The 26,373-nt window shown below is 67.8% G+C and carries 21 protein-coding genes, 1 rRNA gene, 1 pseudogene and 1 riboswitch; of the genes and pseudogenes, 21 read left to right on the top strand and 2 right to left on the bottom strand.

Annotation, left to right across the window (positions count from 1 at the left end):
* Positions 1-33 precede the first annotated feature (33 nt).
* The gene (locus BM357_RS16910; RefSeq protein ID WP_074956272.1) at positions 34-435 is read right to left on the bottom strand and encodes a hypothetical protein; all 402 of its coding nucleotides are present in this window, start codon (positions 433-435) and stop codon (positions 34-36) included.
* A 195-nt stretch (positions 436-630) separates the two neighbouring features.
* A complete protein-coding gene (locus BM357_RS16915; RefSeq protein ID WP_074956275.1) occupies positions 631-918 on the bottom strand; it encodes a hypothetical protein in 288 nt (95 codons plus the stop codon).
* A 174-nt stretch (positions 919-1,092) separates the two neighbouring features.
* Between BM357_RS16915 and BM357_RS16920 the strand changes: the two genes are divergently transcribed.
* The 21 genes and pseudogenes from BM357_RS16920 to BM357_RS17020 form a co-directional block, all read left to right on the top strand.
* Entirely contained in the window at positions 1,093-2,256 is a 1,164-nt protein-coding gene (locus BM357_RS16920) for a murein hydrolase activator EnvC family protein (protein WP_175511570.1), read from the top strand.
* 123 nt (positions 2,257-2,379) lie between these two features.
* A complete protein-coding gene (locus BM357_RS16925) occupies positions 2,380-3,372 on the top strand; it encodes an AAA family ATPase (protein ID WP_245784063.1) in 993 nt (330 codons plus the stop codon).
* On the top strand, positions 3,369-4,589 hold the full coding sequence (locus BM357_RS16930) for a DUF58 domain-containing protein (protein WP_074956283.1): 1,221 nt from the start codon (positions 3,369-3,371) through the stop codon (positions 4,587-4,589). The genes BM357_RS16925 and BM357_RS16930 overlap by 4 nt, the downstream gene beginning before the upstream one ends.
* A complete protein-coding gene (locus tag BM357_RS16935; RefSeq protein WP_074956286.1) occupies positions 4,573-6,732 on the top strand; it encodes a transglutaminase TgpA family protein in 2,160 nt (719 codons plus the stop codon). Before BM357_RS16930 ends, BM357_RS16935 begins: the two co-directional genes overlap by 17 nt.
* 126 nt (positions 6,733-6,858) lie before the next feature.
* A complete protein-coding gene (locus BM357_RS16940; protein ID WP_074956289.1) occupies positions 6,859-7,110 on the top strand; it encodes a hypothetical protein in 252 nt (83 codons plus the stop codon).
* A 285-nt stretch (positions 7,111-7,395) separates the two neighbouring features.
* A riboswitch (purine riboswitch) is annotated at positions 7,396-7,497 on the top strand.
* 196 nt (positions 7,498-7,693) lie between these two features.
* A complete protein-coding gene (gene guaA, locus BM357_RS16945; RefSeq protein ID WP_074956292.1) occupies positions 7,694-9,232 on the top strand; it encodes a glutamine-hydrolyzing GMP synthase in 1,539 nt (512 codons plus the stop codon).
* A gap of 19 nt (positions 9,233-9,251) precedes the next feature.
* Positions 9,252-10,619 carry an NCS2 family permease gene (locus BM357_RS16950; RefSeq protein ID WP_074956295.1) on the top strand — a complete coding sequence of 456 codons (1,368 nt, stop codon included), beginning with the start codon at positions 9,252-9,254 and terminating at the stop codon, positions 10,617-10,619.
* A 391-nt stretch (positions 10,620-11,010) separates the two neighbouring features.
* Positions 11,011-11,484: a 5-(carboxyamino)imidazole ribonucleotide mutase gene (gene purE, locus BM357_RS16955; RefSeq protein WP_074956324.1), complete on the top strand. Its 474-nt coding sequence runs from the start codon at positions 11,011-11,013 to the stop codon at positions 11,482-11,484.
* Positions 11,477-12,724: a 5-(carboxyamino)imidazole ribonucleotide synthase gene (locus BM357_RS16960; protein ID WP_175511571.1), complete on the top strand. Its 1,248-nt coding sequence runs from the start codon at positions 11,477-11,479 to the stop codon at positions 12,722-12,724. The genes purE and BM357_RS16960 overlap by 8 nt, the downstream gene beginning before the upstream one ends.
* 57 nt (positions 12,725-12,781) lie before the next feature.
* Positions 12,782-14,074, top strand: coding sequence for an adenylosuccinate lyase (purB, locus tag BM357_RS16965; RefSeq protein ID WP_074956301.1), 1,293 nt, complete (start codon positions 12,782-12,784; stop codon positions 14,072-14,074).
* 282 nt (positions 14,075-14,356) lie between these two features.
* The gene (gene purC, locus BM357_RS16970) at positions 14,357-15,076 is read left to right on the top strand and encodes a phosphoribosylaminoimidazolesuccinocarboxamide synthase (protein ID WP_074956303.1); all 720 of its coding nucleotides are present in this window, start codon (positions 14,357-14,359) and stop codon (positions 15,074-15,076) included.
* Complete coding sequence (purS, locus tag BM357_RS16975) at positions 15,073-15,351, top strand: phosphoribosylformylglycinamidine synthase subunit PurS (RefSeq protein WP_074956306.1); 279 nt, start codon at positions 15,073-15,075, stop codon at positions 15,349-15,351. Before purC ends, purS begins: the two co-directional genes overlap by 4 nt.
* An 11-nt stretch (positions 15,352-15,362) precedes the next feature.
* Positions 15,363-15,983, top strand: a pseudogene (gene purQ, locus BM357_RS20785) (phosphoribosylformylglycinamidine synthase subunit PurQ); the annotation flags it as partial.
* A 243-nt stretch (positions 15,984-16,226) separates the two neighbouring features.
* The gene (gene purL / locus BM357_RS16985) at positions 16,227-18,500 is read left to right on the top strand and encodes a phosphoribosylformylglycinamidine synthase subunit PurL (RefSeq protein ID WP_074956327.1); all 2,274 of its coding nucleotides are present in this window, start codon (positions 16,227-16,229) and stop codon (positions 18,498-18,500) included.
* A complete protein-coding gene (purF, locus tag BM357_RS16990; protein WP_083430625.1) occupies positions 18,487-19,983 on the top strand; it encodes an amidophosphoribosyltransferase in 1,497 nt (498 codons plus the stop codon). The genes purL and purF overlap by 14 nt, the downstream gene beginning before the upstream one ends.
* A gap of 12 nt (positions 19,984-19,995) precedes the next feature.
* Positions 19,996-21,060 carry a phosphoribosylformylglycinamidine cyclo-ligase gene (gene purM, locus BM357_RS16995; protein WP_074956309.1) on the top strand — a complete coding sequence of 355 codons (1,065 nt, stop codon included), beginning with the start codon at positions 19,996-19,998 and terminating at the stop codon, positions 21,058-21,060.
* Positions 21,057-21,761 carry a phosphoribosylglycinamide formyltransferase gene (gene purN / locus BM357_RS17000; RefSeq protein ID WP_281245616.1) on the top strand — a complete coding sequence of 235 codons (705 nt, stop codon included), beginning with the start codon at positions 21,057-21,059 and terminating at the stop codon, positions 21,759-21,761. The genes purM and purN overlap by 4 nt, the downstream gene beginning before the upstream one ends.
* A 16-nt stretch (positions 21,762-21,777) precedes the next feature.
* Positions 21,778-23,412: a bifunctional phosphoribosylaminoimidazolecarboxamide formyltransferase/IMP cyclohydrolase gene (gene purH, locus BM357_RS17005; RefSeq protein WP_074956312.1), complete on the top strand. Its 1,635-nt coding sequence runs from the start codon at positions 21,778-21,780 to the stop codon at positions 23,410-23,412.
* A gap of 12 nt (positions 23,413-23,424) precedes the next feature.
* Entirely contained in the window at positions 23,425-24,705 is a 1,281-nt protein-coding gene (gene purD / locus BM357_RS17010; protein ID WP_074956315.1) for a phosphoribosylamine--glycine ligase, read from the top strand.
* A gap of 105 nt (positions 24,706-24,810) precedes the next feature.
* Entirely contained in the window at positions 24,811-25,845 is a 1,035-nt protein-coding gene (locus BM357_RS17015; protein WP_074956318.1) for an EamA family transporter, read from the top strand.
* Between the two features lie 345 nt (positions 25,846-26,190).
* Positions 26,191-26,373 (top strand): 16S ribosomal RNA (locus BM357_RS17020); the annotation flags it as partial.

The following is a 26,373-nucleotide window of genomic DNA, read 5'->3' on the forward strand; positions in this document are numbered from 1 at the left end:
TGTTTTTCAAAAGTCAAGTGGTTTTCGGTGATTTCACGAATATGTCATATAATGTTCACAATCCAAGTTCATACAGCAACTGCATAGCGCCTGAACATTGAGATTCCCGGTCCCGACCGGGATGGACGACAGGTCAGGCACCTCGCCAGCCGGGGTGGAGATGCGCCAGTTGCGTCCGTCCCACTGGCTCTGAATGCCGAGGTGGCGAAGCGCCTGCATCACGTACCAGATGGGCATGTACGCGGTGTTGCTGTAGGTGAAGCCGTACGGTTTGGACATCACGTGATCGTTCAGGTCAATCTCCTTGAGCGACATGGGATGCTTCGGCTTGGCGGACGATGCGGCGGCCGACACCGGTCCTGGAAGGACAGCGAGTGCGGCCAACAGGCTGGCGGCCGAGGTCAGACCGAGCCCGATGCGGCGGTGCTTACGCAACTGAATTCACCCACTCCGTCAGTTGATGGTCACGCGTGCGAATATACCACGGCTGTGCGGAAATTGTCGATATACAGAGATATACAGAAATGAGGGGGTGTGGAAGATACATGCAGACCCGCCCCCGGAGATGGCGCCCGCCGAGGCGGCGGGCGCCGTTTGACGCGCTTGGGGCCGGTCCAACCGTCGGGTCGCTCAGTTCAGCGGTGTGACGTGCAGACCGGGGTGTTTGGCCTTGAGGTTTTCGACGTATTGATTCAGGCTCTCGCGGTCCGGGAAGGTCACCGAGGTAATCTCCTGGATCCCGCGCGACCGGTTCCCGCGCACAAAGTGGCCCACCGAGGTGGAGCTGCCATACACGATGTGCCGCGTCCACGGATCGTCGGAGAAGAAGTATTCCAGTACCTTGTAGGGTTCGTGCGCAACCACGTCATGCATCGCAATCACCCGCCGCGTGTTCGATTCGATGGATTCAGTCCACATCTTATAGGACCACATTCCCTGCCGGAATTCAAGGGAACCTGGGGTTTTGTGTCCGAATGGGCAGGAATGCGGCGATTGGTGTCGAAGGAATCACGGCGTGAAACGGTGACTTGCGAACGGTGGCGTATTCACGGCGAACGTTACATAGCGGGGATTGAGGTGATTCTCTTCTCCATGAGACGCGGGATTTGGTTGGTGTTGGCGGCATTCGGGGCGAGCACCGTCGTGCTGCAGCCCGCCCTGTCGTACGCGGACAAGCTGTCGGACGCGAAGAAGAAAGCGCAAGACTTGCAGCAGCAGGAGAAGAGCACACAGGCCAAGATCTCGCAGTTGAAATCCCAGGAGCAGACCCTGCAGCAACAGATTCAGGACCTGGAGGACAAGATCCAGTCCCTGCAGGTGTCCATCGCCAAAACGCAAGCCGACATCGACAAACGGACGGCGGAAATCAACCAGCTCAAGGAGAAAATTGAGGAGACGCAGAAACAAATTGACGAGCAGTACGGCGTCCTGGCGGATCGGGTGCGCGTGATGTACGAGGCCGGACAGGCGTCGTATCTGGACGTGTTGTTCTCGTCGACCAGCTTTTCCGACCTGCTCGACCGCCTCGAGCTGCTCGAGCGGATCGCCAAGCAGGACAAGGCGGTGCTGGAAGATATCCGGGCGAAGAAGCAGCAGTTGGACGCCGAACAGCAGCAGTTGAACGCTCAACTCGCCCAACTGCAGAGCCAGCGCCAGGTGCTGACGCAGCAAAAGCAGCAGCAGGAACAGGCGCAGCAGTCGCAGCAAAAGCTGTTGGCGCAGGTCCACGCGCAGCGCGTGAGCGAGGAGTCGCAGCTCAACAGCGAGAACGCGGCGCTTAAGAGCCTGCAGAAGTTGATCGCGCAATTGGAGGCCGAACAGGGCGGGTACACCGGACCGGCGGGCGGCTGGACGTGGCCGGTGCCCGGTTACCGCACCATCAGCTCGGGGTATGGTTGGCGGAATTGGTCGGACGGATCGCGCGAGTTTCACAACGGGATCGACATCCCGGCGCCCCTCGGCACACCCATCGTGGCGGCGACCAGCGGCAAGGTGCTGTACGCGGGGCCGGCCAGCGGCTTCGGCGATTGGATTGTGATCCAGTCCTCCGGCGGTCTGTTGGAGATCTACGGCCACATGTACGCGTACCAGATCAAGGTGCAACCCGGCCAGGTGGTCCACACGGGACAGACCATCGCGGCGGTGGGCAGCAACGGGTTTTCCACCGGGCCGCACCTGCACTTCACCATCGCCACCGGCTTCGACAGCTCCGGTTTTCCGGTCTCCGTCGATCCGACGAAGTACGTGGGCCGGTGATCCCCCCTCCCCTGCGGGGGATTTTTCTATCCTTTCTAACGAATTTCATCCATGACCAGGTGAAAACGGCGCGCTCGCCATGTACACTCGGACTTAGAATGGTTCGAGACAGGAGGAATCCGCGTGGCCCACTCGCCCACGACACACCTGGAGTTCGACGGCTGGCGGCCCGAATTGCAGGCCGTCGTCGACAACGTGGAAAAGGTGATCATCGGAAAGCAGGATGTCGTCCGGCTCGTCTTGGTCGCGCTGTTGGCGGGCGGCCACTGCCTGATTGAGGACGTGCCGGGCGTCGGCAAGACGATGCTCGTGCGCGCATTCGCGCGTTCGCTCGGTTGCGAATTCAAGCGGATTCAGTTCACCCCCGACCTGTTGCCCTCGGATGTCACCGGCATCTCCGTCTACAACCAGCAGCGGCAGGCGTTCGAGTTCCGGCCGGGACCGATTTTCGGCCAGATTGTGCTGGCCGACGAGATCAACCGCACTTCGCCGAAGACCCAATCGGCGCTGCTGGAGGCGCTGGAGGAGCGCAGCGTCACGGTGGACGGCCGCACCTATCCGCTCGCGAATCCGTTTTTCGTGTTGGCGACGGAGAACCCGATTGAGTTCGAAGGGACCTTTCCGTTGCCGGAAGCCCAGGTGGACCGGTTTTTGCTCAAATTTTCAATCGGTTACCCTTCGTTTGACGACGAGGTCATGATGTTGGGCCGCCAGCAGACGGGCCATCCCATCGAGCGAATCCAGGCCGTCGCGGGGCCGGAGGATGTCGTCGCGTGGCGCCAGGAGGCGGCCTCCGTCCACGTGGAGGACAGCATCCGCGCCTACATCGTGCGCCTGGTGCACGCGACGCGCGCCCATCGCCAGGTGTATCTCGGCGCGAGCCCGCGCGCCAGCATCGCCCTGTTCAAGGCGGCGCAGGCGTTGGCCTACGTGTGCGGCCGGGCTTACGTAGTTCCGGACGATGTGCGATATCTGGCGCCGTTCGTGCTTCAGCACCGGGTCCTGTTGTCCGCCGACGCCCGCCTGTCGGGCGTGCAGGTGGGGGATCTTCTGCGCGATCTCATCGGCCAGGTCGACATCCCGGCTGTGCACACCGCGGGGCGGGCCGGGCGATGAGGGCCGCCGCGCTGCTCGCCGGCGCCCTGGCGGCCATCGCCGCCTGCTGGGTGTTCGCCAATTTGCAAGGCGGGTTTCTGCCCTGGTTTCTGTTTTACACCGTCGCGGCCCTCGCGGTGTACGAAGGGCTCACGGCGTGGCTTCCGCTGCGGCGGGTCACGGTGGCCCGCCGCCTGTCGGGCCGCCGGTTGTCCAGCGGCCAGCCGCTGACGGTGCAGATCACCGTCCAGCGTGGCGTTCCCTGGCCGCTGGCGTGGTGGCGGGCGGCCGACGAGGTGCCGGCGGCGTGGGGCGGACACGCCACCGGGGCCCAGCAGATCTCCCTGCCGCTGTGGGGGCGGACGTGGACCTTCACCTACCGGGTCGCGCAACTGCCGCGGGGGGTGTACACCCTGCCCGTGGTACGGCTGGAAGCCGGGGATCTGCTCGGCCTGTTCAGCCGGACCCGCGTCTGCTCCTGCCACGACGAGATCATCGTGTATCCGCAGGTGGTGCCCGTCCGCGGTTGGATGGGCCGCCGGCCCGAGGAGCGGGGGCTGCAGCAAGCCACGCTGCGGCGCAGCGAGGAATCCAGCAACGTCATCGGCGTGCGCGACTACGTGCCGGGCGACCGGCTGAGCCGCGTGCACTGGCCTGCGACCGCGCGGAAAGGCGTGCTCCAGGCCAAAGAGTTTGAACTGCACGTGACCGGACAGTTGGTATTCCTGCCCGACCTGTCCCGCCCCTCCTTTCAGCACGCGGACCCGTCGGTGTTTGAATTGGAAATGGTCATCGCGGCGTCCCTGATGAAGCACGCGGCGGATGCCCGCCGCCCGTTTACGGCGCTGTTCCACCGCGCCGGACTGACCACGTTGGGGCCGGGGGCCGACGAGGCGCTGCTGTTCCGCTGTCTGTTCGAACTGGCTTTGGCCAAGCCCGACGGTGGTGTGCATTTTCCGGCCACACTCAGGCGGGTCGCCCAGGAGGTCCCGGCGGGGGCGACGTTGGTGGTGATCTCTCCGGACCTCGGGCGGGAGGCGGCGGTGGCGGCCGATCTCGCCCGGCGCCGCGTGCAGATGGAATGGTTCGTGCCTCTGGCCGGCCCTGCGCTCAGCCACGCGCAGCGGGACGGGCTGGCGGCGCTGGCCGCCGCCCGCGTGGATCTCCATCTCATCCGGACACCGGAACAGCTCAGCGATCTTCGGGCGGGGGGTGTAGAACATGTGGCGCCCGTCTGACGGGGGCTGGCCGCGGGCGGTGCTGTGTCTGTTCGCGGCGGCTTGGATCTGGCTGTTTCTCCTGCCGATGGAGCGCTTCGGCTTGCTGGTGAACGCCCGGGGATTTCTGCCCATCCTTCTCGCCCTGGCCGTCATCCACTGGCTGCCCTGGCGGTGGCTGCGGGCCGGAGCGGCGCTCGTCCTCTCCGTCGTCGCGGTCGCCGTCTTTTTTGCGCCGGGCATGCCGTGGGCCGACCGCCTGGCCTGGGTGTGGGGCCATGAATGGCGCCAGGCGGTGGCGCTGTTGCAGGATCACGCGCTGGCCGATCCGCTCCAGACCCACCTGTTTATCCTCGGCCTATGCGCCATGTACTGGCTGGTCGCCTACGCCATCCGGCGGACGCGGCTGTGGGTGTTCTACAACCTGCTCGGCGTCGGCGTGCTCGGTTTGATTGACGCCAACACCCCGGTTCACCCGGACGGGGTGATGGTGGGGGTCTTGGCGCTGTTCCTGGTATCGCTCGGCGTCGCCCACTTCATGCGGCTGCGCCACCGGGCGTCCGGCGCTGGCCCGGGCCCCGCGCGGTTCTTCGTTCCGCTTACCGCGGTGCTGGCCGTATCCCTGGCGGCGGGGTGGGCGCTGCCCAAGCGGGGGCCCGTATGGGCGAACCCGTTCGCACCGGGCGGCGGCGGGACGGGGGGCAGCGTGCGGGTCATCGGCTACCAGGTGGACAACTCCCATCTCGGGGGTTCTTTCGTGATGGATCACACGCCCGTGCTGTCCGTGGTCACCGATTACCCGGCATACTTGCGCGGACAGGCGTACGACCTGTACACGGGCAAGGGGTGGCTCGCGGAGCAGCATCTGGTCAGCACATATTCCTACGGCCAGCCGTTGACCTCCGGGGCCGTGGACGCGTCCGTCCTGCCGGGGAAGGCGGTCCGGCAGACCGTGACCGTTTTGGCCTCGCACCTCAACGCTGGCGTGCTGTTCGGCGCGTACGTGCCGAATGTCGTCCTGTCGTTCAACGGTCAGAACTCGGGCACCGTGATGGCGGATCCGCGGCAGGGCACGTTCTTCGTCCGTCCGTTGCGCCAAGGGGATGCGTACACCGTGGAGAGTTACGAGCTCCAAGCGCCGGGCGCCAAGCTGGCCGGCATCCCGCTGCCGGCGCCGGATGGCAGGGACGCGAACCTCCCGCCGAGCGTCCTGGCCGACCTGGAGGTGCCCGCCAGCCTCCCGCAACGGGTGCGCGACTTGGCGCGCCAGGTGACGAGCGGAGCGTCCGATGAGTACGACGCCGTGCAGCGCGTGGCCGCCTACCTGCAGGCGAACTACCAGTACGCGACGGACGGCATCCCGGTCCCCGGGCCGAACCAGGACTACGTGGATCAATTTTTGTTCGAGTCGAAAAAAGGGTACTGCAACAACTTCTCCACGGCCATGGCGGTGATGCTGCGGACCATCGGCGTGCCCGCCCGCTGGGTGACCGGGTTCACGGAGGGCTCGGTCGATCCCGCTTACACCGGCCCGGGCCAGCGGTACACGGTGGAAAATGCGGACGCCCACGCCTGGGTGGAGGTGTACTTCCCTGGTGCGGGATGGGTGCCCTTTGATCCGACGCCCAACTTTTCCATGCCGTATCTCCCCTCGCCGACCGACCCGTCGGCGGGATCGACGGATGAAGGCAACACCACGCAGCCGATTCAGCCGCCCAAGCCGCCGCAGGACGCCCCCGACGTGTCCGGCGGCAACGCGCAGGGGCCGGGCGGCGGACCGGGGCCCTGGCTGTGGCGCGGGCTCGCGGCGCTGGTCGCGGTCTCGGCCGCCGGCGTCGTCGTCTTCCGCAGGCGGCTGCGCTCGTGGTGGCATCACCGGGCCTGGCGCGGGGAACCGGCACATGCGATGTGGGCGGGCCTTCAGCGCCTGATGCGGCTGTTGCGCAAGAACGGGGATCTCCCGCAGGGCGCGGCCACGCTTCGGGATCTGAAGCGAGCGGCGCGCCGGTATGACATCCCGGAGACGGAGTACCGGCACCTGGTGCGTACCGCGGAGTCGGCGTTCTACGGCGCCGCGACGGTCCCGCCCGAGGAGGCGGAGCAGGTGCGGCGGACGTGGTCCCGCTGGTTGGAAGCGGCCCTGCGTTGGCCAGGGAAGCGCTGACCGCGGTTCTCCGGGCGCATGCCGCGGCCGTCCAACATGCATTGGCAGGGCTCTCCTGCATGAAGGTCCGGATAGGGACGCATACTGAGATCGCTTTCCGATCCCACCGTGAAGGAGGACCTTGTGATGACGAATCCGAACAAGGTGAAGCAGGACATTCAGCGCGACCTCCAGAACAAATCGGCGGGGGCGCTGACGAACCAGGCGGGTGCTCGGGCGCAGGCGACCAACAGCACGTTGGGTCAGTTCAAGACCAACGCGCAGCAGGTCCGCAACGACATCCAGCAGGACCTGAGCAACCGGGCGGGGACGAGCTTGACCTCGGGGACGAACCCGCAGGAGGTCAAGAACGAGATCAACCGCGACCTGCAGTCCTGACGGGATTGGGTTGGAAGGCTCCGGGCGGGCTTTTGTCTGCCCGGTTTTTTATGTGGGGTGGGGCGCGGCGCTCCGCTTCTGCTGCGCAAGCCGCTTCGCACCGCGCCCCACTCCCTGATCCGTTGCGTGTATGCGTCACCTCCAGTTTCCCGTTGTGCCCCACACCCTCGTCGGCTGCGTGGGCGTTTTACGAAGTGTCTTGCGCGCAGCACAAACCGGAGTCGTTCGGCGTCAGCACGAACGCCTAAGCAGCCTCGTTGATTTTCGAAGCCGCAGGCAGTAGAATGAGGTCGAAAATCAGAGACTCGTATAACGCTGGGAATATGGCTCAGCGGTCTCTACCGGGCGACCGAGAATCGCCCGACTACGAGGTCGGAATCAGGCGGCGGACAGGGCCGGTGCGGGCCCCGTCTTGGCGTGCCCGTCCCTGCACAGGGATGGCCGGGCGCGGGACGGGGGCTGCTGGCCTTGGCCGTGTGGGCCGATGCCTCGTATGTGGCAAGGGTTGGTGGACAACCTAGACGCAACGAGGCGTCGGCCTTTTTGCGTGATTCGGCCGGCCAGACAGGGGGAGTGTGCGCGCATGTCAGACCACGAGGTCGTGGTGGTGCTGGATTTCGGCGGGCAGTACAACCAGTTGATTGCCCGGCGCATCCGCGAGATGAACGTGTACTCGGAGTTGCTGCCCCACACCACGGCGGCCGCGGTGCTGAAGCAGAAACGGTTGAAAGGCATCGTCTTCAGCGGGGGTCCCAAGAGCGTGTTTGCGGAGGGGGCGCCAGACGTCGATCCGGAGGTGTACCGGCTCGGCGTGCCCATCCTCGGGATCTGCTATGGCATGCAGTTGTTGGCCAAGACGTTTGAGGCCCAGGTGGAACGGGGCGTCGTGCGCGAGTACGGGCGGGCTGAACTCCTGGTCGAGCCCGACGCCTGCGCCCTGTTTGCGGGACAGCCGCACCGGCAGACGGTGTGGATGAGCCACAGCGACGCAGTCCGCGCCGTACCGTCCGGCTTTCAGCTGGACGCCGCCACGCAGGCTGGCACCATCGCGGCGATGAGCGATCCCGCGCGCGGGCTATTCGCCGTCCAGTACCACCCGGAGGTCGGCCACACCCAGTACGGGCGCGAGCTGTTGCGAAACTTCCTGTTCACGGTCTGCGGCTGCAAGGGAGATTGGACGCCGGCCGCCTGGATTGACGACACCGTCGCCCAGATCCAGGCCCAGGTCGGAGACCAGCGGGTGCTGTGCGCCCTCTCCGGCGGGGTCGACTCGGCCGTCGCGGCGGCGCTCGTGCACCGTGCCGTGGGTCGGCAGTTGACCGCGGTGTTTGTCGATCACGGTCTGCTCCGCAAAGGCGAGGGGGACGCGGTGATGGCATCCCTCGGCGGGCAGCTCGGGATCGATGTGGTGCGCGTGGACGCGGCCGCGGAGTTTCTCGGCCGGTTGGCCGGCGTGACGGATCCGGAGCGGAAACGCAAGATCATCGGCGAGCAGTTCATCCGCACGTTCGAGCGGGAGTCGGAGCGGCTGGGGCCCTTCCGGTTCCTGGTGCAGGGGACGCTGTACACCGACATCATCGAGAGCGGCACGGCGACGGCGGCGACCATCAAGTCCCACCACAACGTGGGCGGTCTGCCGGAGGACATGCAGTTCGAGGTGATTGAGCCGCTCAAGGAGTTGTTCAAGGACGAGGTGCGCCGGCTCGGAGAGGCGCTCGGCCTGCCGGCTTCGTTGGTCTGGCGGCAGCCGTTTCCGGGACCGGGACTGGCCATCCGCATTCTCGGCGAGGTCACGCCGGAGAGCCTGCACATCGTCCGCGAGGCGGACGCCATCCTGCGGGACGAGGTGGCGAAGGCGGGCCTCGAGCGGGATGTGTGGCAGTACTTCACGGTGCTGACGGGCATCCGGTCGGTCGGCGTGATGGGGGACGAGCGGACGTATGCGCACACCATCGCCATCCGGGCGGTCACCTCGCAGGACGGGATGACGGCGGACTGGGCGCGCCTGCCGCACGATCTGTTGGCGCGGGTATCCAACCGCATCGTCAACGAGGTGCCGGAGGTCAACCGGGTGGTGTACGACATCACGTCGAAGCCGCCGGCGACGATTGAGTGGGAGTGAACGGGGGAGGGGATCCACAGTGGAGACGCTGTTTCAATTGAAAAAATACAACACCACCGTGAGCCGGGAGATCATCGCTGGACTGACGACCTTTTTCACGATGGCCTACATCCTGCTCGTCAATCCCATCATCCTCAGCGGCACGGGCATGGACAAGAACGCGGTCTTCTTCGCCACCTGCGTGGGGGCGGGTGTCGTCACGCTGCTGATGGGCCTGTTCGTCAACTACCCCATCGCGTTGGCGCCCGGGATGGGGTTGAACGCGTACTTCGCCGTGATCGCCGGGAAACACCCGGGCGGCATCGATTGGCGCGTGGCGCTGGGGTGCGTGTTCATCTCGGGCATCATCTTCATCATCCTGACAATCACGCGCATCCGCCAGATGCTCGTCGATGCGGTGCCGGATTCGTTGAAGTACGCCATCACGACGGGCATCGGCCTGTTCATCACCATCATCGGCTTCAAGATCGGCGGTCTCATGTCGATGCAGTTCGTCGGCGGGCAGCCGACGCAGTATGCGCCCGGGGCGTTCATTGACAACAACTCGTGGCTGCCGGACCTCGGATCGCTGCACGACAAGGGCGTCCTGCTGACGCTCATCGGCCTGCTGCTCACAGGGACGCTGATGGCCCTGCGGGTGCCGGCGGGCATGTTGATTGGCATCCTGGTCACCACCCTCATCGGGATCCCGATGGGCGTGACGAACCTCAGCGGGCTGCACAGCGCGTCGTTCATCCCGAACTTCTCCAACCTGGCGGTCGGTGCGCTCGACCTGCGCGGGGTGTTTGACTACGGATTGGTGACGGCCCTCTTCACCTTCACGTTCGTGGAGTTGTTCGACACCTTCGGCACCCTGGTGGGCACCGCGAACAAGGCGGGCCTGCTCGAAGGAGACGAGGGCAAGCGGCGACTGGGACGCGCGATGCTGGTCGACGCTTTCGGCGTCAGCTTCGGGGCGCTGCTCGGCACCAGCACCATCACGGCCTTCGTCGAGAGCGGCTCCGGCATCGCGGCGGGGGGCCGCACGGGCCTGACGGCGTCGACGGTGGGCGTGTTGTTCCTGTTGTCCATCTTCTTCGCGCCGTTGGCTTTGGTGGTGCCGGATCAGGCGACGGCGCCGGCCCTCATCATCGTCGGGGTGCTGATGATGAGCGCGGTGAACCGGATTGACTGGGACAACTTCGGCCTCGCGCTGCCGGCGTTCCTCACCATCATCACGATGCCGCTGACCTACAGCATCTCCAACGGCATTGCGGTCGGATTCACGTCGTTCGTCATCATCAACGCCATCCTGGCCGTGTTCCGCCGCGACCTGTACACGCGCATTCACTGGTTGATGGTCGTCATCGTCATCCTCGCCGTCTGGCGCTACGGTTGGATGCTGTGACGGGGGATTGCCGCCGCCACCTCCCCGGAGGGGCGGCGGTTTTTATTTGGTGGGTGCGCCGCGCTGCGCTCCTGCGCTAACGCGAGCCGCTCCGCGCGGCGCACCCACCTCTGTGGATGCAACCCAAGCGGTGGTTTAGGGGGGCGGTGCCGCGGAACGATGTACGACAGCGCAGCGTCAAGCGGTACCGCCCTCACCGGTGCGCCGCGCTTCCTGGTCGATTGTGCGGACCGATCCGTCGAGGAACGTTTGTGTTTAGTGGCGAACATTCACAGATTGATCACCAAGTAATGTTCGTAATTTACATTGACACGCCGCTGCGGGGACGACTAGACTGGAAGCGGAAGAAGGGAAGGAGGCGCAGCCGGTGCAACCTTGGGTCGGCGTCATCATGGGCAGTCAATCCGACTGGGAGACGATGCGGCACGCGTGCGCCGTGCTGGAAGAGCTGGACATCCCGTATGAGAAGCGGGTGGTGTCGGCGCATCGGACGCCTGATTGGATGTTCGAGTACGCGGAAACCGCGGAGGCGAGGGGTTTGGAGGTCATCATCGCCGGGGCGGGGGGAGCCGCCCACTTGCCCGGGATGGTCGCTGCGAAGACGGTGCTGCCGGTGATCGGCGTGCCGGTGAAGACCTCGGTCCTGCAAGGGCTCGACTCCCTGCTCTCCATCGTGCAGATGCCGGGCGGCGTCCCGGTGGCGACGGTGGCCATCGGCCCGGCGGGGGCGGCCAACGCCGGCCTGCTCGCGGCCGAGATCCTCGGGGTCAAGCACCCGGACCTGCGGGGGCGCCTGCGAGATAAAAGGCGCAGGACGGCCGAGCAGGTCTTGGCCGATTCGGTGCCGGGTGATGGCGATGCGTGACGGGCGCGTCATCCTGCCGGGGCAGACCATCGGCATTCTCGGCGGCGGACAGCTCGGCCGCATGATGGCCATCGCCGCGCGGCAGATGGGGTACGGCGTGACGACGCTGGACCCTTCGCCCCACAGCCCCTGCGGCCAGGTGGCGGACCACCAGGTGGTGGCCGCGCTCGACGATGCGGAGGCGGCCCGGACCCTGGCGCGGCAGAGCGACGTGGTGACCTACGAGTTCGAAAACGTGGACGCGGCGGTCGCCGAGGCGTTGGAGCAGGAGGCGTACCTGCCGCAGGGCAGCCGCCTGCTGTACGTGACGCAGCACCGGCTGCGCGAGAAGAGGGCGGTGCAATCGGCCGGGGTTCCGGTGGCGCCGTTTCGGCCGGTCACCGACCGGGCCGGGCTTCGCCGGGCGGTGGCGGACATCGGCCTGCCGTGCGTGGTGAAGACCACGCGCGGCGGTTACGATGGCAAGGGCCAATGGGTGATCCGAACGCTGGACGATCTCGCCGCCATCCCCGACGCGGTATTCACCCAGGCGGTGGTATCGGCGCCGGCCGGCGCGGGCGGCCCCGCGGCGGGGCCGTGTGCAGAGGCGGAGACGGATGGCGAGTCCGCGGCAGGGGATGATGTCGCGGCGCCGCTGATCGCCGAGGGATTCGTGCCGTTTATCGCCGAGGTGTCGGTGCTCGTCGCACGCCGGGTGGACGGGCGGATGGTGAGCTTCCCGCCGGCGGAGAACATCCACCGGGACGGCATCCTGCACCTGTCCATCGTGCCGGCACGGCTGCCGGATGCGGTGCTTGCGCGGGCGGTGTCGGCGGCCGAGCGGGTGGCCGAGGCCCTGGACGCCGTCGGCGTGCTGGCGGTGGAGATGTTCGTCACCGCCGACGGCGAGGTCCTGGTCAACGAACTGGCGCCGAGGCCGCACAACTCGGGCCACTATACCATCGACGCGTGCGACACCTCGCAGTTCGAGCAGCACGTGCGGGCCATCTGCCACTTGGAGCTGGCCGAGCCGCGCCTGCGCACGCCGGTGGTGATGGTCAACATCCTCGGCCAGCACCTGGACGGGGTGCTGCGGGGGATGCCGCACTGGCCCGGGCACATCAAGGTGCACCTGTACGGCAAACGAGAGGCGCGGGCGGGGCGCAAGATGGGCCACGTGAACGTGCTGGCGGACGACGTGGAGACGGCGCTGGCGGAGATCCGGCGGCTCGGCGTGTGGAGCGGCGCGGCAGTCCCGTGAGCGCCCGGCGCGGCGTGGAGCGGACGGAGCCGGAGACGAACGACAGGAGGGAACACGGTGATTGAACGGTATTCACGGCCGGAGATGGCCGGGTTGTGGACGCTGGAGCAGCGGTTCCGCTGGTGGCTGGAGGTGGAGATCCTCGCCTGCGAGGCGTGGGCGGAGTTGGGGGTGATCCCGCGCGAGGACGCGCGGGCCATCCGCGAGAAGGCACGCTTCGACGTGAACCGGGTGCTGGAGATTGAGCAGGAGACCCGCCACGACGTGGTCGCCTTCACGCGGGCGGTGTCGGAGTCCCTCGGCCCCGAGCGCAAGTGGGTACATTACGGCCTGACGTCCACGGACGTGGTGGACACGGCGCTGTCGGCGCAACTGCAGCAGGCGGTGAAGATCCTGCGCGCGGACATCGAGCAGTTGACGGGGACCCTGGCCGATCTCGCGAGGCGCCACAAGTACACGGTGATGATGGGGCGGACGCACGGGGTGCACGCCGAGCCGACCACATTCGGGCTCAAGGCGGCGCTCTGGTACGCGGAGATGATCCGCCACCTGGAGCGCTTTGACGCCGCGAGCGAGCGCATGCGCTACGGCAAGATCTCGGGCGCGGTGGGGACGTACGCGAATGTCGATCCGTTCGTTGAACAGTACGTCTGCGAACACCTGGGCCTCAAGCCGGCGCCCATCAGCACCCAGACCCTGCAGCGGGATCGCCATGCGGAGTTCATCTTCACGCTGGCGCTCATCGGGACGACGCTCGACAAGATAGCGACCGAGATCCGCGGCCTGCAGAAGTCGGAGGTGCAGGAGCTGGAAGAGCCGTTTTACAAGGGCCAGAAGGGCTCGTCGGCGATGCCGCACAAGCGCAACCCTGTCTCCTGCGAGCAGGTCAGCGGCCTGGCGCGGGTACTGCGCGGGTACGTCATCCCGGCGCTGGAGGACGTGCCGCTGTGGCACGAGCGGGACATCAGCCACTCCTCGGTGGAGCGCGTCATCCTGCCCGACGCGACCATCCTGCTCGACTACCTGCTCCACCGCATGAACCGCATCCTGCGCGACCTGCACGTGTACCCGGAGAACATGCGCCGCAACATGGACCGCACCTACGGGCTGCCGTTCAGCCAGCGGGTGTTGACGACCTTGATTGACAAGGGCCTGTCGCGCGAGGAGGCGTACGACACGGTGCAGCCGTGCGCGATGCGCGCCTGGGAAGAGGGGCGGCCCTTCATCGACATCCTGCGCGAGTCGCCGGTGGTGCGGGAGTGGCTCTCCGACGAAGAACTCCAGGCGTGCTTCGATCCATCCTGGCACCTGAAGCACGTGGACACGATTTTCGAGCGGCTGGGTCTGTGACGCAGGAGGGGTGTGGCGCGGAGATAAGCGGAGATAATCCGAAAATCCCGCTTAAGGTCCGGGGTGGAAGAAGTCCAAGTTGGAGGTAGTCCGAAAAATCCGCTTAACGGTGGGATCGGCGGGGGTTCGGCGGCGGAACGCGGCTGTTAAGCCGAGATGTCGGATGATCTTGCGGTCGTGGAGGCCGCGAATCGCTCGATAACCCCAATTTCCTGATTATCGGTGGCGTTATCGGCCGCCGCTGGACATGAGGATCAAACGCCATGATAGGAGGCCGCCAGAGTGGAACAGGGACCGCTGATCTACGAGGGCAAGGCGAAGAAGGTGTACGGCACGTCGTCCCCCGAGCACGTGATTGTCGAGTACAAGGACGACGCGACGGCGTTCAACGGCCAGAAGCGCGGCGTCATCACCGGCAAAGGCGTGGTCAACAACCGCATGAGCAACCTGTTCTTCCGGCTGCTGGAGGCGCACGGCATCGAGACGCACTTCGTCGAGGAACTGTCGGAGCGGCGGACGCTGGTGCGGAAGGTGGAAATTGTACCGGTTGAGGTCGTGGTGCGCAACCTGGCCGCCGGCAGCATGGCCAAGCGGCTGGGCATCCCGGAGGGGACGCCGCTCGGCCGCCCCATCGTGGAATTCTACTACAAGAACGACGAGCTGGGCGATCCTTTGGTCAGCGAGGAGCACGTGGAGGCGCTCGGGTGGGCGAGCCGCGGCGAGATCGACACCATCCGCAGGACGGCCCTGCGGGTGAACCAGGTGCTCAGTGAGTTTCTGGCGGCGCAGAACGTGCGGTTGGTGGACTTCAAGCTGGAGTTCGGGCGCGCGCCCGGCGGGCGGCTGCTGCTGGCGGACGAAATCTCGCCCGACACCTGCCGCTTCTGGGACCTGGCAACCGGCGAGAAACTCGACAAGGACCGCTTCCGCCGCGACCTGGGCGGGGTCGAGCAGGCGTACGAAGAGATGATGCGGCGCGTGGAAGGAGGCCTCCGCCGATGAAGTTTGAGGTCAAGGTGCGCGTGTGGTTGAAGCCAAGCGTGTTCGATCCGCAGGGCCGCGCGGTCGAGAACGCCCTGCACACGCTGGGCTACGGCGACGTGGATCGGGTCCGCGTCGGCAAGTACATGGAGCTGGCGGTCGAGGCGGCGGACCGTGCGGAGGCGGAGGCCAAGGTGGCCGAGATGTGCGAGCGCGTGCTGTGCAACCCGGTCGTGGAGACGTACGACTTTACGCTCGCCGCGGCGGGGGCGGCGAAGGCGGGTGACGGCCAGTGAAGTGGGCCGTCGTGGTCTTTCCCGGGTCCAACTGCGACCTCGACGCCGTCCAGGCCGTGCGCGAAGTCACGGGCGACCCAGTCGACCTGTGCTGGCACCAGGAATCCGACCTGTCCGCCTACGACGCCATCATCCTGCCGGGCGGCTTCTCGTACGGCGACTACCTGCGCAGCGGCGCCATCGCCCGCTTCTCGCCGGTGATGGCGGCGGTCCGCGAGGCGGCTGCCGCCGGGAAGCTGGTGCTCGGCATCTGCAACGGCTTCCAGGTGTTGACGGAGAGCCGCCTGCTGCCGGGGGCGTTGTTGCGCAACGACCACCTGCGGTTCCGCTGCGAGGTGGTGGCGTTGCAGGTGTGGAACGACAGGTCTCCGTTCACCGCCGGGTACCGGGCGGGGGACGTGATCCACGTGCCCATCGCCCATGGCGAAGGCCGTTACTGGGCCGAGCCCGCGGACCTGGACGCGCTGGAGCGGGCGGGGCGAATCGCCTTCCGGTACGTGGAGAATCCGAATGGGTCGGAGCGGGACATCGCCGGGGTGCTGAACGCGGCGGGCAACGTCCTCGGCCTGATGCCTCACCCGGAGCGCGCGGTGGCCGACTGGATGGCCTCCCAGGACGGGGCTGTCATGCTCCGCTCCATGCACCTGGCCGTGGCGGGCACGCCATCCTCGGTACAGGTCAGCGCCGGCGGCGTCGAGGCCGCACACCGGTCGCACGCCTCACAGGTTGGGCATTCCGCTCAGACCGTAGCCGAACAACCCGGTGCCCATCACCTGGTCGTCGATGGAGTGGGCGTGTCGCGAAGCGGCTCGCGTCAGCGCAGGAGCGAAGCGGCACGCCCACTCCACCCGTCCATCGCGGAAGGGCTGCGGCGGATGGCGCAGGAGCCGTCTCCGGAGCGCATCCGGGCGGAGCGGCTCTACCGCCAGCTCGGCCTGACGGATGAGGAGTACCATCGCGCCGTCGAGCGCCTCGGCCGCCTGCCGAACTACGTGGAGACGGGCCTGTTCGGCGTGCTGTGGTCGGAGCACTGCAGTTACAAGAGTTCGCGCGCCTACCTCAAGACCTTCCCGACGGACGGGCCGCAGGTCCTGCAGGGGCCGGGGGAGAACGCTGGGGTGGTCGATATCGGGGACGGCATCGGGATCGCCTTCAAGATGGAGAGCCACAACCACCCGTCGGCCGTCGAACCGTACCAGGGCGCGGCGACGGGCGTGGGCGGCATCCTGCGCGACGTGTTCACCATGGGCGCCCGGCCCATCGCATTCCTCGACAGCCTGCGCTTCGGCAGCCTCGACGACGCGCGCACCCGCTACCTGTTCGAGCACGTGGTGGCGGGCATCGGGGGTTACGGCAACTGCGTCGGCATCCCGACGGTGGGCGGCGAGGCCGTGTTCGATCCGGTCTACCAGCACAACCCGCTGGTCAACGCGATGTGCGTCGGCGTGCTGCCGGCGGACCGCATCGTCAAAGGCGTCGCCTCCGGCGTCGGCAACCCGGTGTTCGTCATCGGCGCCCGCACCGGGCGCGACGGCATCCACGGGGCCACCTTCGCCAGCGCCGAGGACCCGCAGGAGAAGGAACGTTCGGCGGTGCAGGTGGGCGACCCGTTCCTCGGCAAGCTCCTGATGGAAGCCACCCTGGAACTGCTGGCCACCGGACATGTGGTCGGCGTGCAGGACATGGGCGCCGCGGGGCTGACGTCGTCCTCGGCCGAGATGGCCAGCCGGGCGGGGGGGGGCATCGAACTGTACCTCGACCGGGTGCCGGTGCGCGAGGAGGGCATGACCCCCTACGAGATGATGCTCTCCGAGTCCCAGGAGCGGATGCTGGTCGTGATGGAGCGAGGCTACGAGCACCTGGCGTTCGGCATCATGGCCAAGTGGGGGTTGGAGATCGGCGAGATCGGCCGCGTGACGGACGACGGCATGCTGCGGCTGTACTTCGGCGGTCAGGTGGTGGCAGAGGTGCCGGTGACGGCGCTGGTGGACGAGGCCCCGGTGTACCACAGGCCGGCGCAGGCGCCTCCGACGCCGCCGGGAGCGGGCGTGCCAATGCCCGCGCCGGAGGCGGATCTGGGGCAGGCGCTGCTGCGGCTGCTCGGCCATCCGAGCATCGCCGACAAACGATGGATCCACGCGCAGTACGACACCACCGTCCGCACCGCGACCCAGGTCGGGCCTGGCGGGGACGCCGCGGTGGTGCGCGTCCCGGGGACCGCGCGGGCGGTCGCTCTGGTGGCGGATGGCAACGGACGCTACGTGTACCTCAACCCGCGCCGCGGCGGGGCCATCGCCGTCGCCGAGGCGGCGCGCAACATCGCCTGCGTCGGCGGCAAGCCCCTGGCCATCACCAACTGCCTGAACTTCGGCAACCCGGAGAAGCCGGAGGTGATGTTCCAGTTCGCGGAGGCGATTACCGGCATGGGCGAGGCCTGCCGGACGCTGGACACGCCGGTGGTCAGCGGCAACGTCAGCTTCTACAACGAGAGCCGCGGCGTCGACATCTATCCCACACCGGTGGTCGGGATGGTCGGCGTCATCGACGACCCGAAGCGCGTGGTACCGAACCACTTCCAGACGGCTGGGTCGGCCGTCGTGCTGCTCGGCCGGCCGGACACCTCGCTCGACGGCTCCTTGTACTGGCAGCTCGCCGCGGGCTGCGCGGCGGGGGACGCGCCCGCGCTGGATCTCGCCGCCGAACGCCGCCTCGTCGACCTGCTGCAGGCGTTGGCCCGGGACGGGCTGGTGCGCGCGGCGCACGACGTCAGCGAGGGCGGTGTGGCGGTGGCACTGGCGGAGATGGCCATCGCGGGCAGTGTCGGGGTGTCGGTGGAAGCGGACGCCGCCGGCGCGGGTGCCCAAGCCACGGATGATCCGCTCGTGCGTGCGGGCTGGCTGTTCTCGGAAGCCCAGGGGCGCGCCCTGGTGGAGGTGGCCCCCGCGGACGTGGAGCCGGTGCTGGCCCTGGCGGAGGCCTTCGGCGTGCCGGCGGTGCAGATCGGCGCCACGGGCGGGGCACGCATCCGGGTGGCGGGCGGCGGCGAGGTGTGGCTCGACGTGCCGCTCGCGGTGGCGTCCGATACCTACCGCGGCGCGCTGCCGCGCGCCATGGACGGACAAGGGGGTGTGCGGGATGCCGTTTCGTGAGGACGACGACCGCCCGGGCGGCCCCGGCGCCGCGAGGGCCCTGGGCGGGGCACTGGCCGGCGAGGATGTGGAAGGCGACGACCGCCCGCGCGAGGAGTGCGGCGTCTTCGGCGTGTTCGGCCACCCGCGCGCTGCCCAGGTGACGTACTACGGCTTGCTGGCGCTGCAGCACCGCGGCCAGGAGGCGGCCGGCATCACCGCTACCGACGGGGAACGAATGTACAGCCACAAAGGCCTGGGGCTGCTCAGCGACGTGTTCCGCGACGGCCAGCTCGACACCCTGCAGGGTTCGGCCGCCATCGGGCATGTGCGGTATTCGACGGCGGGATCGAACACGGTCCAGAACGCCCAGCCCATCACGGTGCTGACCCACCGCGGCAACCTGGCGATGGCCCACAACGGCAACCTGGTCAATGCGGGCGACCTGCGCCGCTGGTTGGAGAAGCAGGGGAGCCTGTTCCAGTCCACCTCAGACACGGAGGTGGTGCTGCACCTCGTCGCTCGCGCCGGGCGCGACACGGTGGTGGAGAACATCCAGAACGCGTTGTCGTTCATCAAGGGCGGTTACGCGCTGGTGTTCCTCACCGAGCACCAGTTGGTCGCCGTACGCGATCCGCTCGGCCTGCGGCCTCTCTGCCTGGGCCGCCTGGGGGACGGGTATGTGGTGGCGTCGGAGTCGTGCGCCTTCGAGACCATCGGGGCGGAATTCCTCCGCGATGTGGAGCCGGGCGAGCTCATCGCCGTCGGACCCGACGGCCTGCAGACCTTCCCGCCGACGCATCCGACCCGGCGCGCCATGTGCACCTTCGAACACATCTACTTCGCGCGGCCGGACAGCGATATCGACGGCTGGAACGTGCACGCGGTGCGCAAGCAGCTCGGCCGCATCCTGGCCCAGCACCACCCCGCCGAGGGGGACATCGTCATCGGCGTGCCCGACTCGAGCATCTCGGCGGCCTCCGGGTTTGCGGAGGAGAGCGGCATCCCGTTCGAGATGGGCCTGGTCAAGAACAAGTACATCGCCCGCACCTTCATCCAGCCGGCGCAGGAGCTGCGCGACATCGGGGTGCGGTTGAAGCTGAACGCGGTGCGGTCGGTGGTGGACGGCAAGCGGGTGGTGTTGATTGACGACTCGATTGTGCGCGGGACCACCAGCCGCCGCATTGTGCAACTGCTGCGGGAGGCGGGCGCGCGGGAGGTGCACGTGCGCATCTCCAGTCCGCCCTACCGGTACACCTGCCACTACGGCATTGACACCTCGTCGAAGGGGCAGTTGATTGCGGCCCGGATGTCGGTTGAGGAGATCTGCCGGGAAATCGACGCGGACTCCTTGGAGTACCTGACGCAGACCGAGCTGATGCAGGCGTTCGGCTTCCGGGAAGGGGAGCGGGTGCCGTTCTGCAACGCCTGCTTCAGCGGGCAGTACCCGACCGAGGTGTACGAGGAAGACAAGCGGGCGCACGAGCGTGCGGGGGCGCGATAGGAGGAGCAGCCGATGACGCAGGCGAAGGAAGATTTGAACCGCCACGACTTGTACCGCAGCGCGGGGGTGGACATCGACGCGGGCAACGAGGCGGCCGCCCGCTACGCGCGGGTCGCCCGGCGCGCCTGGCGGCCGGAGGTGTTGGGAGGCATCGGCGGCTTCGGCGGGGGCTTCGCCCTCGACGTGGCGCGCTACCCGCAGCCGGTGCTGGTGTCGGGCGCGGACGGGGTCGGCACGAAGCTGAAGATCGCCTTTGCCACCGGGCGGCATGACACCATCGGGATCGACTGCGTGGCGATGTGCGTGAACGACATCCTCACGGCCGGGGCGGAGCCCCTGTTTTTCCTCGACTACCTCGCGGTGGGCCGGCTCGACGTGGACGTGGCGGAGCAGGTGGTCGCCGGTGTGGCGGAGGGCTGCGCGCGCGCCGGATGTGCGCTGGTCGGCGGGGAGACGGCGGAGATGCCGGACATGTACCCGCCGGGCGAGTACGATCTCGCCGGCACCGCGGTCGGCGTGGTCAACCGCGACCGCATGGTGGACGGATTGGCGGTGCGTCCCGGCGATGTGCTGCTGGGCCTCGCCAGCGACGGGGTGCACTCGAACGGGTATTCGCTGGTGCGCAAGCTCATCGCCGAGGCGGGCCTCGGCTGGGATGACGCGGTGCCGGGCTGGCGGGGGACGGTGGCGGACGAACTGCTGCGGCCGACGCGCATCTACGTGCGGCCGGTGCTGGGACTGTTGGCCGCGGGCCTGCCCATCAAGGCGATGGCGCACATCACGGGCGGCGGCCTGGTGGACAACGTGCCGCGCTGCCTGCCCGAGGGCGTCTCGGCGCGCGTCCAGGCGGGGTCGTGGCCCGTGCCGGCGGTGTTTCGCTGGCTCCAATCGGCCGCGGGAATCGGGTTTGCCGAGGCGGCCCGGGTGTGGAACATGGGGATTGGGTTTGTGCTGGTGGTGGATCCGGACGTCGCCGGCGAAGCGGAGAGCCGCCTGGCCGACGCAGGCGAGCAGGTGTTTCGCATCGGCGAGGTGGCGCCTGGGCCACGCGCGGTCGTCTGGGAGGGGCTGGCATGATGAGGATAGACGCGTGGACGGCCGGGGGCGTGTCCAGCCCCGTGCGCAGCCCGGATGCCGCGGGTGCCTCGGCCGGTCCGGATGAGCGGTGTCCGATTGCGGTGTTCGCATCGGGGACGGGCAGCAACCTGGAGGCCATGCTGCGCCAGCAGCACCACAACCCGCTGTGGCCGGCGCGGGTGGTGCTGGTGGTGTCGGACAAACCGGGCTGCCGCGCCTGCGACGTGGCGCGCCGGGCCGGGGTGCCAGTGTTCGCCGAGCGCGTGTCGGCGTACCCGGACAAGGCGGCCTTCGAAGCGGCGGTGCTGGCGCAACTGCGGGCGCACGGGGTCGCCGGCATCGCGCTGGCCGGGTACATGCGGATCGTCGGGCCGACCTTGCTCTCGGCGTATCCCCGGCGGATCGTCAACCTGCACCCCTCGCTGTTGCCGGCGTTCCTGGGCCGGCAGGCGGTGCGCGACGCCCTCGCGGCGGGCGTGCGAGAGACGGGAGTGACGGTGCACTATGTGGACGAGGGCATCGACACGGGGCCCATCATCGCCCAGTGGCGGGTGCCGGTGGACGAAGGCATGACGGAGGAAGCGCTGCTGGCGCGGGTGCACCAGGTGGAGCACGCGCTGTACCCGGCGGTGGTGGGCGAGTTGGCGCGGATGTGGTCAGCGGAGGACAGGGCCCGCGGCAGCGGGGCAGGCAGCAGATAGAAAGGGGATATTGACCTTGGCCAAGTGGGCGTTGGTGAGCGTATTCGACAAGCGCGGGGTGGTGGCGTTCTGCCGGCAACTGGTGGCGGCTGGCTACGGCATCCTGTCCACCGGCGGGACCGCGAGGCATTTGCGGGAGAACGGGATCGACTGCACGCTGGTGGAGGACTACACCGGCTTCCCGGAGATGATGGACGGGCGCGTCAAGACCCTGCACCCGAAGGTGCACGGGGGGCTGCTCGCACGGCGGGACGACCCAGACCACCGGGCGGCGATGGCGGCGTACGGCATTGATGAGATCGACGTGGTGGTGGTGAACCTGTACCCGTTCGAGCAGACCATCGCGCGGCCGGAGACGTCGTTCGCCGAGGCGGTGGAGATGGTGGACATCGGCGGACCGTCGATGCTGCGCGCGGCGGCGAAAAACCACGCGTTCGTCCTGCCCGTGGTGGACCCGGACGATTACGGCTGGATCGGCTCCCGCTTGGCGGCGGGTGAGGCCATCACGGAGGCGGAGCGCCGGCGCCTGGCGGCCAAGGTGTTTGCGGCGACATCCGCGTACGACGGGGCCATCGCGGGCTATCTGGCGGCGCAGGCGGACGGTGCGGGGGCGAGCGCCCGCGCGTCTGTCGGCGGCGAGGGAGGAACCGCCGGCGTGACTGGCGGCCCGGCGGACGATGGGGCGTTCGCAACCGGGGCCTGGCCGGAGGTGTACCGGATCGAGTACGTGCACAAGATGAGCCTGCGCTATGGCGAGAACCCGCACCAGGGGGCGCACTTCTACGTTGAGCGCGATCCGCTGCCGAGTACCATCGCGGCGGCTGAGCAACTGCAGGGCAAGGAGCTGTCGTACAACAACATCCAGGACGCGGACGCGGCGCTGCAGATCCTGCGCGATCTGGACGATCTCGGCCCGGCCGCCGTCGCGGTCAAGCACACCAACCCGTGCGGCGTGGGGCTGGGCGGCACGGTCGAGGAGGCGTTCGCCCGCGCGTACGAATCGGACCCGGTCTCCATCTTCGGCGGCATCCTGGCGTTCAACCGGCCGGTGACGGGGCCGCTCGCGCAGCGGCTGACGGAGATGTTTCTGGAGATTGTGATTGCCCCGTCCTTCACCGAGGACGCCCTGGCGGCATTCAGGCGGAAGAAGAACGTGCGGCTGCTGACGGTCGATTTCCGCGCACCCCTGTGGCGGCCGGGCGACAAGTGGTTCCGGCGCGTGTCCGGCGGGCTGCTCGTGCAGGATGCGAACCTGCCGCCGGAGGCGGAGTGGCGCGTGGTGACGCGGCGTGAGCCGACGGCCGAGGAGCGGCGGGCGCTGGAGTTCGCGTGGCGGATTGTGCGGCACGTGAAGTCGAATGCCATCGTGATCGCCAATGCGCAAGGCACCCTCGGCGTCGGCGCGGGGCAGATGAACCGCGTCGGGGCGGCGCGGATTGCCATCGAGCAGGCGGGGGCGCGCGTGGCGGGCAGCGTGCTGGCGTCAGACGCCTTTTTCCCGATGCGCGACACGGTGGACACGGCGGCAGCGGCTGGGGTGAGGGCTATCATCCAACCGGGGGGATCGATCCGCGATCAAGAGAGCATCGACGCGGCGGACGAGCACGGCATCGCGATGGTGTTCACTGGGCAACGCCATTTCCTGCACTGAGGAGGTTGCGCCATGGGTGTGGAGATCCAGATGCGGCCGCGCGTGCTGGTGGCCGGCAACGGCGCGCGCGAGCACGCGTTGCTGTGGAAGTTGGCGCAGAGCCCGTACCGGCCGGTGCTGTTCGCGGCGCCGGGCAACGCCGGGACGGAGGGCTGGTGCACGCGCCTGCCGCTGCGCGTGGACGATCCCGCGGCCATCGTGACGGCCGCGCGCGAACACGGCGTGGACCTGGTCATCGTGGGCCCGGAGGCGGCGCTCTCGGCGGGGTTGGCGGACGCCTGCATGGAGGCGGGCGTGCGCGTGTTCGGCCCGGTGCGGGCGGCGGCGCGGCTGGAGACGTCGAAGGCGTTCGCGAAGCAGTTGATGCAGGAGGAAGGGGTGCCGACGGCCCGCTTCGCGGTGTTTGACGATCCGGACGCCGCACGCGACCACATCCGTCGGCACGGGGCGCCCATCGTCGTGAAGGCGGACGGCCTCGCGGCCGGAAAGGGCGTGGTCGTGGCGCAGACGGTGGAGGAGGCGCTGGCCGCCGTGGACGGGATGATGACGGGCGGCCGGTTCGGCGCGGCCGGCCGCCGCGTGGTGCTGGAGGAGTGGATGGCGGGCCGCGAGGTCTCCATGATGTTTTTCGTGGACGGCAGCGCCGTCGTCCCGATGCGGCCGGCCCGCGACTACAAGCGGGTGTTCGACGGGGACGAGGGGCCCAATACGGGCGGCATGGGAGCGCTCGCACCGGTGCCCGGCTTTGTGGAGGCCGGGATGGTGGAGCGGGTGGAGCGCGAGATCGTCCGTCCAGTGCTGGGCGCCTTGGCGCGGCGCGGGTTGACGTACCGCGGCGTGCTGTACGTCGGCTTGATGATGACCAACGAAGGCCCGAAAGTGGTCGAGTTCAATGTCCGCTTGGGCGATCCGGAGACGCAGGTGGTGTTACCGCTGCTGCAGACGGATCTGCTGGAGATCGCGTGGGCCGTGTCGGAAGACCGGCTGGCGGACGTGGAAGTGCGGTGGTCCTCGGGCGCCGCGGTGTGCGTGGTGCTGGCGGCGGAAGGGTACCCGGAGGCGCCGCGCACAGGCGATCCCATCTCCGTGCTGCGGGTGGAGGACGGGCTGCTGTTCCACGCAGGCACCCGCCGGGTGGACGGACAGGTGGTGACGTCAGGCGGCCGCGTATTGTCGGCGGTTGGCTTGGGGCAGGATCTCGACAGGGCGAGATCGAATGCATACCGGGTGGCGGACGCCGTCAGTTTCCGGGGCAAGCACTGCCGGCGGGACATCGCCTTGTTGAACCTCTGAGGCCGGGCTCGGCGGAGGGCCCGGCCCCAGCCTTCGATTAGGGAGGCTCGGGATAGGAGGCTCGATGGATAGGAGGCTCGATGGATAGGAGGCTCGGTCCAGCGAATGAGACAGGTGGGGTCTCGGCGCGCATCGCTCTGGTATGCGGGATTGGTCTTGCTCGGCGGCAGCAGCTATGGCCTGGTGTCGCCGCTCATCAAACTCTCCATCGATCACGGTTTCGACGTCGAGGACGTCACGGACGGCCAGTATCTGGCGGCGGTGGTGGTCCTGTGGGCGATCCGCCTCCTCCTGTGGGCGTTCGCTCGGCTGCGGGGCGGCGAGCGTGGTGAAAGCGGGGCACGCGGGGAGCGGGAGCACGGGGAACGGGAACGCGGGGATGTGGCGCCACCCGGGGGGCGTGCGGCTGCGACGCGCGCGGGATGGCGGGATCGCCGGCAGTTGCTGTTGATGACGGCCATCGGTGCATGCGGTGCCGTCACGAGCTTTGCCTACTACAAGTCCCTGTCGGTGCTTCCGGCATCCCTCGGGATCGTGCTGCTGTTTCAGTTTTCCTGGATGGTGATGGGCATTGACATCCTGGTGACGCGGCGGGTGCCGGCTGTGGAGAAGTGGTTGGGGGCCCTGTGCATTGCCGTCGGGACGGTGCTGGCGGTGGGGATGATCGGCCAGCCGGTGGGATCGTTCCCGGCGTGGGCCGTGGCGCTTGGCCTGTTGTCCGCCTTGTCGTATGCGCTGACGCTGTATCTTTCGGGTTTCCTGAGCGAAGAAACATCCCCCTTGACCCGTTCGGCGATCACGGTGACAGCGTCCACCTTGGTCATCTTCCTGTTGATCCCGCCGCGTCTCCTGGTCGACGGTGCGCTCTGGCACGGCCTGTGGTTCTGGGCAGTGCTGGTCTCCCTGTTCGGCCAGACGCTGCCCATGCTGCTGATGTTGAAAGCCATCCCGCATACGGGCGGCAGGATGGCGGGGGTGCTCGGGTCGATTGAGCTGCCGGTGGCCGTGTTCGCGTCGTGGCTGGTCCTCGGTGAACAGGTGGCGTGGCTGCGTTGGGGCGGTGTGTTGCTGATCCTCGCGGGCATCGTGGTCAGCGAGGTGCAGATTGGTCGGCCGGCAAACAAGAAATTCCAGCTATGAAGGCATTGATCTCATTCGTGAGCCGTGGTATATTACTCGACGTCGCTGCTGCGACGGCATCGCCGCATCGGCCACAGCGCCGGTTTGGCGCTCGGGTGCCGGGTGGCTTAGATGCCAGGCGGTTCGGATGCCTGCTGCGGAACCATCCAGTGAGGAGCATTCCAGAGCGAGCCTTCCAGTGAGGGCTGCCAAGTGAAGGTCCTCCAAAGACTCCCGCTTCCCTTCGGGGTTGCGGTGTGGTAAGATGGATGGCGCCGCATGGCGGCAGAGAAAGCGACTGGTTCCTTGAAAACTGAACACGCCCTGAGAGCGAACGTACGAAGTGATTCGCGAGAGTCACAGGATAGGTTTGAGAGTTTGATCCTGGCTCAGGACGAACGCTGGCGGCGTGCCTAATACATGCAAGTCGAGCGGGTTCTAGGAGGCTTGCCTTCTGGAATCAGCGGCGGACGGGTGAGTAACACGTGGGCAATCTGCCTGTCAGACCGGAATAACGCCTGGAAACGGGTGCTAATGCCGGATAGAGCA

The sequence above is a fragment of the Paenalicyclobacillus macrosporangiidus genome, assembly GCF_900116805.1.
Taxonomy (GTDB): domain Bacteria; phylum Bacillota; class Bacilli; order Alicyclobacillales; family Alicyclobacillaceae; genus Alicyclobacillus_H; species Alicyclobacillus_H macrosporangiidus.

Coding starts and splice junctions, on each gene's coding strand:
- purF (WP_083430625.1), top strand. CDS start 18,487: ATGCCGTTTCGTGAGGACGACGACCGCCCGGGCGGCCCCGGCGCCGCG.
- purM (WP_074956309.1), top strand. CDS start 19,996: ATGACGCAGGCGAAGGAAGATTTGAACCGCCACGACTTGTACCGCAGC.
- BM357_RS17015 (WP_074956318.1), top strand. CDS start 24,811: ATGAGACAGGTGGGGTCTCGGCGCGCATCGCTCTGGTATGCGGGATTG.
- purE (WP_074956324.1), top strand. CDS start 11,011: ATGGGCAGTCAATCCGACTGGGAGACGATGCGGCACGCGTGCGCCGTG.
- purL (WP_074956327.1), top strand. CDS start 16,227: ATGGCGCAGGAGCCGTCTCCGGAGCGCATCCGGGCGGAGCGGCTCTAC.
- BM357_RS16920 (WP_175511570.1), top strand. CDS start 1,093: ATGAGACGCGGGATTTGGTTGGTGTTGGCGGCATTCGGGGCGAGCACC.
- BM357_RS16960 (WP_175511571.1), top strand. CDS start 11,477: ATGCGTGACGGGCGCGTCATCCTGCCGGGGCAGACCATCGGCATTCTC.
- BM357_RS16935 (WP_074956286.1), top strand. CDS start 4,573: ATGTGGCGCCCGTCTGACGGGGGCTGGCCGCGGGCGGTGCTGTGTCTG.
- guaA (WP_074956292.1), top strand. CDS start 7,694: ATGTCAGACCACGAGGTCGTGGTGGTGCTGGATTTCGGCGGGCAGTAC.
- purN (WP_281245616.1), top strand. CDS start 21,057: ATGATGAGGATAGACGCGTGGACGGCCGGGGGCGTGTCCAGCCCCGTG.
- BM357_RS16915 (WP_074956275.1), bottom strand. CDS start 918: ATGTGGACTGAATCCATCGAATCGAACACGCGGCGGGTGATTGCGATG.
- purD (WP_074956315.1), top strand. CDS start 23,425: ATGGGTGTGGAGATCCAGATGCGGCCGCGCGTGCTGGTGGCCGGCAAC.
- BM357_RS16940 (WP_074956289.1), top strand. CDS start 6,859: ATGACGAATCCGAACAAGGTGAAGCAGGACATTCAGCGCGACCTCCAG.
- BM357_RS16930 (WP_074956283.1), top strand. CDS start 3,369: ATGAGGGCCGCCGCGCTGCTCGCCGGCGCCCTGGCGGCCATCGCCGCC.
- purS (WP_074956306.1), top strand. CDS start 15,073: ATGAAGTTTGAGGTCAAGGTGCGCGTGTGGTTGAAGCCAAGCGTGTTC.